The 7474-nt window shown below is 69.2% G+C and carries 8 protein-coding genes; 7 read left to right on the top strand and 1 reads right to left on the bottom strand.

Annotated elements, in window-relative coordinates:
- Positions 1 to 398: NAD(P)-binding domain-containing protein (locus tag ABD743_RS44295; protein ID WP_344730717.1), on the bottom strand; the 398-nt coding region annotated here is incomplete at its 3' end.
- A gap of 600 nt (positions 399 to 998) precedes the next feature.
- Here ABD743_RS44295 and ABD743_RS44290 point away from each other — a divergent pair.
- The 7 genes from ABD743_RS44290 (at position 999) to ABD743_RS44260 (ending at position 7316) form a co-directional block, all read left to right on the top strand.
- A complete protein-coding gene (locus ABD743_RS44290; protein WP_344730716.1) occupies positions 999 to 2207 on the top strand; it encodes an acyl-CoA dehydrogenase family protein in 1209 nt (402 codons plus the stop codon).
- A 7-nt stretch (positions 2208 to 2214) separates the two neighbouring features.
- The gene (locus tag ABD743_RS44285) at positions 2215 to 3144 is read left to right on the top strand and encodes an amidohydrolase family protein (protein WP_344730715.1); all 930 of its coding nucleotides are present in this window, start codon (positions 2215 to 2217) and stop codon (positions 3142 to 3144) included.
- 85 nt (positions 3145 to 3229) lie between these two features.
- On the top strand, positions 3230 to 4018 hold the full coding sequence (locus ABD743_RS44280) for a 2-keto-4-pentenoate hydratase (protein WP_344730713.1): 789 nt from the start codon (positions 3230 to 3232) through the stop codon (positions 4016 to 4018).
- On the top strand, positions 4015 to 4794 hold the full coding sequence (locus ABD743_RS44275) for a 2-keto-4-pentenoate hydratase (RefSeq protein ID WP_344730711.1): 780 nt from the start codon (positions 4015 to 4017) through the stop codon (positions 4792 to 4794). Before ABD743_RS44280 ends, ABD743_RS44275 begins: the two co-directional genes overlap by 4 nt.
- Positions 4795 to 4851: 57 nt before the next feature.
- On the top strand, positions 4852 to 5277 hold the full coding sequence (locus ABD743_RS44270; RefSeq protein ID WP_344730709.1) for a RidA family protein: 426 nt from the start codon (positions 4852 to 4854) through the stop codon (positions 5275 to 5277).
- Between the two features lie 9 nt (positions 5278 to 5286).
- A complete protein-coding gene (locus ABD743_RS44265; RefSeq protein ID WP_344730707.1) occupies positions 5287 to 5904 on the top strand; it encodes an NADPH-dependent FMN reductase in 618 nt (205 codons plus the stop codon).
- A gap of 17 nt (positions 5905 to 5921) precedes the next feature.
- Positions 5922 to 7316: an amidohydrolase family protein gene (locus ABD743_RS44260; RefSeq protein WP_344730705.1), complete on the top strand. Its 1395-nt coding sequence runs from the start codon at positions 5922 to 5924 to the stop codon at positions 7314 to 7316.
- Positions 7317 to 7474 lie beyond the last annotated feature (158 nt).

Genomic DNA, 7474 nt, shown 5'->3' with positions numbered 1-7474 from the left:
GGATTCCCGCTGACAGGCGCCGCCAGAAAGCCGGCACCGCGTCCGGATGCCGCCGCGCGCGCGGTCGCCGAGGCGTCCACGGACACGGTCGACGAGTCGACGACGATCCGCGGCGCGGTCACGGGGTCCGTGAGGAGGCCGTCGGGCCCGGTCAGGACGGCGGCGAGGTCGGCCGAAGCGGAGACGATCACGAAGACGACGTCGCGATCCGCGAGGTCGGCCGGTCGATGCACGACTTCGGCGCCGAGGTCTGCCAGCGGCTCGGCCTTGGCGCGGGTCCGATTGAAGACCGCGAGGTCGTAGCCTGCACCGACCAGTCGGCGGGCGAGTGCGAACCCCATCCGACCGGTTCCGATCCATCCCACGCGCACCGCGGTGGGATCCTGCGGGTCACCCATGTTCTCTCCTCCGATGTGACAGCAATCGATTGCATACGGGTGGCGCCCCGGAGTCGCCGAACAAGCGGCGAGCGGGTGGCGACGTCACGAATGGCTGGTGCCGGGAAGAACCGCGCGCCGGAGGACGCCCGTCCAGCACTTCACCACGAGTGAGGGCCCAGAACAAGCGATCGATTGCAGCCGTTCGGCCGTCGAGGCTGTCGACCGGCAACCTCGCCGCCTCGCGACCGAGCGGCGAGATCTCCTACGCCCCGCGCGCCGCGAGCCGCTGCCGCTCGCGGAGAGCATCCCCATCCGGACGACCGGGACGTCGCGGACGTCGCGGCGCGCCAAGAGCAGATCGAGCAGACCGGCGCCGCCGAGGAGTTCTTGCCGCGACCACGCGTTCCTGCCGCGGCGACCGGGCGCGGCCACGTCCACTCTCGTTCGGCACGGGTTCACCATCGCGTCGGATGCAATCGATTGCATCCATTTCCGCTGGGAGGCGCCGATTTCCCCGAATAAGCATGTCCAACAGTGCTGGACAATGGCATTTTTTCGGAGAAAAATTGGAGAGCAATGGTTTGCGAAACGGCTGAGAGTCGGGGAAGACTCCCCCGCATGACCACCCCCATCAAGAAGTCCAGGGAGGCCCGTGCGCCGTCCGCCGCCGGGCCGCTGGCCCGCGCCGCGGCACTCCGGGGCCTATTGCAGGAAGAAGCGGCCGACCACGACCGTCAGCGCCGGCTGTCGGACCGGACCGTTGCGGCGCTGCGGGATTCGGGCATGCTCCGCCTGACGGTTCCCCGCGCTCTGGGCGGCCACGAGGTCGACATGCGGACGCTGCTCGACGTCGCCGTCGAGCTCGGCAGAGGCTGTACGTCGACGTCGTGGGTCACCTCGGTCGTGAACACCGGGAACTACCTCATCGGATTGTTCCCCGAGGAGACGCGAAAGGACGTCTGGGGCGCGAACCCCGACGTGTGCGCGATCGGCGTCCTCACCCCGACCGCGCAGGTCGAGCCCGCGGAAGGCGGCGTCCGGGTCACCGGCAAGTGGGCCTACTCGTCCGGCTCCCAGATCGCCGACTGGGCCATGCTCGGGATCCCCTACGGCGGCACCGCCGAGGCACCCGAGATCAGTTTCGCCCTCATGCCGATGAGTGAACTGACGGTCCAGGACACATGGCATGTGATGGGCATGCGGGGCACCGCAAGCAACACGGTGGTCGCCGAGCACGTCTTCGTTCCGCAACGACGGCTGTTGAGTGTGCAGGCCACGCTGGGAGAGGAGTTCGCCGACCAGTTCCCCGACGAGCCGCTCTACCAGACCAACCTCGCGGGCATCCTCGTGATGGTCCTGATCGGCTCCCAGCTCGGCGCGGTTCGCACCGCGCTCGACTACGTCCGTGAGAAGGCTCCGCAGCGCTCGATCAGCGCCACCTTCTACCCGAACCAGTCGGAGTCGGTGGCGTTCCAGATGGACCTCGCCGAGGCCGCGAACAAGATCGACACCGCTGATCTGCTGCTCCACCGCCTCGCGGGCGTCCTCGACGACCACGGGCAGCGGGGCGAGCGGATCGACCTGGAACTTCGGGCCCGCAACCGGGTCGACGGCGCCACCGCGAGCCAGCTCGTCAAGGAGGCGATGGACCTCCTGGTATCGGCCCACGGCACCTCGGCCTTCGCCGATTCCAACCCGCTCCAGCGCATCTTCCGCGATCTCAACGTGGCCAGCCGGCACGCCGGCACCGGCGTACGCGTCCCGCGGGAGCTCTACGGCAAGGCGATGCTCGGCAAGAACCCCTTCGACATCACGTTCCTCCTGTGAGGCGGACATGACCATAATCGACGTCCACGCCCACTACTTCCCTCCGACGTTCATCGACGCGTTCGCCCGGCACGGGGCCGGGCGCCGCGCCTGGCCGGAGCACCCGCCGGAACTCGACGCCCGGATCAAAGACCTGGACGCGGCGCAGTTGCAGCACCAGGTGCTCGGCCTGGGGCACAACCAGCCCTACTTCGACGAGGTCGAAGCGTCCACGATGGTGGCGCGCCTCGCCAACGATCTCTATGCGGAGGCGACCATCCGCTGGTCGGGCAGGCTTGCCGCATTCGGCGCGGTCCCGCTACCCCACATCGACGAAGCCATCGCGGAGGCGGTGCGCTGCCTCGACGACCTGGGGTTCGCCGGCATCGGCATCGGAACGACCGCACTCCGCCGTCCGTTGAGCGACCCGGCCTTCGATCCGCTGTGGGCCGAGCTCGATCGGCGGCGCACCGCCGTCTTCGTCCACCCCGTCGGCACGCCGGACACCTTCACCACGGGCATGGACGCCTACATGCTCGGGCCCAAGTTCGGCGGCCCGCAGGAAGCGGGGCTCGCCGCAGCCCACCTGGTGATCTCCGGTGTCACCCGGCGCTTCCCCGGCATCCGCTGGATCATCGCGCCGATGGGAGGCACCCTCCCCTACCTCTGGCGACGCTTCGAGGAGATGAGCGAAAGCCTCGGCCAACACGACTGGCTCGCGGGTGATCCCGGTGGTGAGCTGCGCAAGCTGTACTACGACACGACGTTGACCGATGACCCCGGCGCCTACCGGTTCATGATCGACACTTTCGGTGCCGATCGCCTCGTGCTCGGCACCGACGCCCCCCGCGTGACCGCGACGGACTGGATGAACCGGGTCAGAGCCGTACCCGGAATCGAGGCTGCCGATATGGAAGGGGTGCTCGGCGGCAACGCAAGTTCGGTACTCCGTCTCTGACCCGCTCCGCGGACAACCCTCGGCAGGCGCGACGGTGCCCTCCGACGACGGCAGGAACATCCTCGAGCTGGGAGCAGAATTGCCTGTGACAGACGCCCTTGCGAAGGCGAGGGCGCTCTACTACGCCCGCCGCAAGAAAGTTCCGATTCCACCGTTCACCGACGCGGAGCCGGCACTCGACATGGCTGACGGCTACGCGATCCAGCAGGAGCTCGTCTCCCTGCTGCTCGCCGACGGCGACCGGGTGATCGGCCACAAGGTCGGCCTGACCTCGAAGCCCATGCAGGAACTGATCGGCGTCGACTCGCCCGACTACGGACCCGTCCTCGCCTCCGTGCTGTACCTCGACGGCGACACGATCCCGCCGGCGGAGTTCATCGCGCCACGGATCGAGGCGGAGATCGTCTTCGTGCTCGGGGAGCGGCTCGAAGGGCCTGGCGTGACGGTGACGGCCGCGCGGGCGGCGATCGCAGGTGCCGTCGCGGGCGTGGAGATCATCGACTCGCGAATCGTGGACTGGCGGATCCGCCTGGCCGACACGGTCGCCGACCTGGCGTCGCAGGGAGCCGTGGCGGTCTCCAGCAGAGTCGTACCGCTCGACGAATTCGACGCCCGCTTCCTCGGCGTGACGCTCACTCGCAACGGTGAGGTCGTCGACACCGGTGCGGGAGCGGCGGCGCTCGGCGACCCGGTCGCGGTTCTCGCTTGGCTGGCCAACGTCCTGGGCGAGGACGGCGTCTCCCTCGAGCCAGGACAACTGATCATGACGGGCGCTCTGCACGCGGCGGTTCCGATGAACGAGGGCGACGTCTTCAGAGCCGAGTTCGACCGCTTGGGCCCGGTCACCGTCCGCGTCGGAAGGACGAGCGCATGAGCGCCGAGGGGACGGTCCCTGACGTCGACGAGTTGGCCCGGCGACTCACGAAGGCCACTGCCGACCGAACGTCGATCGGCCGGATCTCCGACGAGGCGCCGGGCTTCGACCTCGCAACCTCCTACGCCGTTCAGCGGCGGCTGCGCCAGAGCGCCGGTCCGCAGGTCGGCTGGAAACTCGGTCTGACCAGCCGCGCGAAACAGGTCCAGGTCGGTGTGGACGAGCCCATCCACGGCTTCCTCACCGGAGCGCACGCCCTGGACCTCGGTCAACCCCTCGACACCTCGGTGTTGATCCAGCCACGCTGCGAGCCCGAGTTGGTCTTCGTCATGGGCAGTGACATCAGCGGTTCGCACATCACGGCGGCGGACGTGCTCGGGGCGACGTCGGGGGTGGCCGTCGGAATCGAGGTGCTCGACTCGCGCTTCCACGACTACCGGTTCACGACGCCCGATGTCGTCGCGGACAACACCTCGGCCGCGAGGTTCGTCGTCGGGGCTCCGGTGGCCGTCGGCGGGATCGATCTGCGTCTCGTAGGGGTCGTGCTCGAGAAGAACGGCGAAGTGGTCGCCACCGCATCTGGTGCAGCGTCCATGGGGCACCCTGCGGCAGCGGTCGCATGGCTCGTCCGCGCGCTCGCGGAGGACGACGAAGGGCTGCGGCGCGGAGACATCGTGCTCTCCGGCGGGTTGACCGCCGCTACGCCCGTGGCCGCAGGCGACGTGGTCGTCGCGACTGTCGACCGCATCGGCACCGTCTCGCTCGCCTGTCGCTGACACGTCTTCGGTCACGCGCCACGTCCCTCTGGTCGACAACGATTCGAGAGGCATTCCATGAGCAGTGAGAACGGGGCCGCATTCATGGCCCACGGCGACGCCACCGAGCTGTACGGAATCCCCGGACTGCCGTTCGTCCCCGCGATTCGGATACCGAGCGGAGGTGATCTGGTCTTCGTCTCCGGATGCCTGGGTCTCCCCATCCCCGGGGACACGGAGAACGACGTGCGATCGGAGGTTCGGCGCGCATTCCGGGCCCTCTCCCGGTCGCTCGTAGACGCCGGGGCGACCCTTCACGACGTCGTTTCGGTGACGAAGTTCCTCGTCGACCTCGAACGCGACAACGCCGTTGTCGCCGAAGAGACGAGGGTGCACCTGCCCCACCTCCCCACGTCGACCACGGTCGAGGTCGTCCGCCTCGTCCCGCCCGATCTGCATTTCGAGATCTGCGCGGTCGCCGTTGTCCACGACCGACCCCGATGAGGCGATCCGATGCCACCCGACTCCCCCACCGTCCTTCGGGTGCTGGCCATCTGCGGGAGTTTGCGCAGCGGCTCCTACAACGCCGGCCTCGTCCGTGAGCTCATCGCCTCGGCCCCGGCGTCGATCGCGATCGACGTGCTCGACGGCATCGAACAGCTCCCCCTCATCAACAACGACCTCGTCGTCGACGGGGCCCCGCCGGAATCGGTTCTGCGACTCGACGATCGGATCCGCAGGGCGGACACCGTGATCATCGCCTCGCCGGAGTACTGCTACGGGATCCCGGCTCCGTTGAAGAACCTTCTGGACTGGATCTCGTTCCCACCCCACGTCAACTGCTTCCGGTTCAAGCCCGTCGGGCTCATCGGCGCCTCGATCGGAGTCCACGGCACGCTGCGCGCTCAGCTCGCGCTGCGTCAGACGCTGCTCTTCCTCGAGGCGGCCGTACTGGCGAAACCCGAGGTCTACGTCTGCGATGCGGCCGCGAAGTACGACGGCGACGGCGAGCTCGCCGACCAGAAGACCAAGGAGCTGCTGCGGTTGTTCCTCGCCAACCTCGAGGAGTTCGCGCGGGCGACCCTGTCACGTCGCCTCGACCCGGCCGCTCGCGAGTTCCACTTCACCTGAATCGAGATGGGGTAGACATGGAACGAACGACTCTGCTGCGCGGCGGGCACCTCCTGACCATGGACGACGAGCTGGGCGAGCTGCGCGGTGACGTCCTGATCGTCGGTGACCGCATCGAAGCGGTCGCGGAGCGGATCGACGCGGAAGCGGACGAGGTGCTCGACGCCTCCCGCTCGATCGTGCTCCCCGGCCTCGTCGACACCCATGTCCACCTCTGGCAGGCACCCGTGCGCGGTCTCGCCTCAGGGTGCTGGGGCCGGGAGTACTTCGGAGTCGTCCATCCGCTGTCGGCCCGGTTCCGGTCCTCCGACCTCTACGCCGCGACGTTCGGCGGCGCTGCCGAGCTGCTCACCCATGGGGTGACGACCGCTCTGGACTTCTGCCACTCGACGAACTCGCCTGCGCACGCACAGGCCGCGCTGGACGCCCTCGCGGACGTCGGAATCCGGGTGTTGTTCGGCTTCAGCTTCCGGGAGCGCCCGGAGATGACCGAGCAGGGGTTCGCCTCGTTCGCCGAGCGCGTCAGCTTCCTGCGCGCGCTCCACTCCGAGTGGGCGGGGCACCCTCGCGTGCGGCTCGCCGCGGCGCTCAACAACATCGACCACGTCACTCCGGAGGCGCACGCGCTCGAGGTGGCCGCCGCCCGCGAGCTCGGCCTGCGCGCAACGATCCACTCCAACCTGCAGGAGCAGGTCACGCAGGCCGACGAGCAGGGACTGCTCGGACCGGACCTGCTCTGGGTGCACACCGGCGCGATCTCCGACCAGGAACTGCTCCTGCTGCGCGACCGCGGGGGCGCGATCGTGTGCACGCCGGAGATCGAGGCCAGCCAGATGACCGTCACGCCCGTCGTCGCCCGCGCGCTGCGCAGTGGTGTGCCGGTCGCCTTCGGCAGCGACGCACCGTCGGTCGTGAACGGCGACCTGCTCGCGCAGCTGCGAATCGGGCACTCCCTCATCCGCATGATCGACGCGCAGACCGAGCACCTGCAGGGACGCAGCGGAGCCCGCACCGCGTGGTCACCGAGCGTGGACGCGCCGAGCCTGCTGCGCATGGCAACGATCGGCTCGGCCGAGATCCTGGGCATCGCCGACGAGATCGGCAGCCTCACCCCGGGCAAGCAGGCCGACATCGCCGTGGCGCCCGTCGGGCCGTTCGGGCTCGGCGGTGCCACACCGGCCGAGCACCTGCTGTTCCACTCCTCCGGCCGACCCCTCGACGCGGTCTTCGTCGGCGGACGCGCTCTCGTACGGCACGGCGAGCTCGTCGGTGTCGACACGGCCGAGATGGCCCGCGGTCTCGAGACCGCCGGCGCCTGGGTGCTCGGCCGGGCCTCGGACGCGGTCTGGGCCGAGATCGACGAGGCCACCCGTGCCCGGTACGAGGCGGGGCAGGGCAGGGCTCACATCTGACCGGGTCGCACGTCGTCCGCACACGACCCGGCCGGCTCGCGGGCTGCTCCGGGGCCGGCCGGCGTCGATCCAGGAACGCGTCGAGGACGGCGCCGCTCCTCGGTTCGTTCTGCGAGGCGTTCTCGGCATAGATCAGCTACAGCGGGGTGCAGTGACAG

Origin of the sequence: Pseudonocardia yunnanensis (assembly GCF_039534065.1) — a bacterium.
Lineage (GTDB): Bacteria > Actinomycetota > Actinomycetes > Mycobacteriales > Pseudonocardiaceae > Pseudonocardia > Pseudonocardia yunnanensis.
The sequence above is the reverse complement of the archived record's forward strand: the minus strand, read 5'-3'. Positions and strand labels throughout refer to the sequence as shown.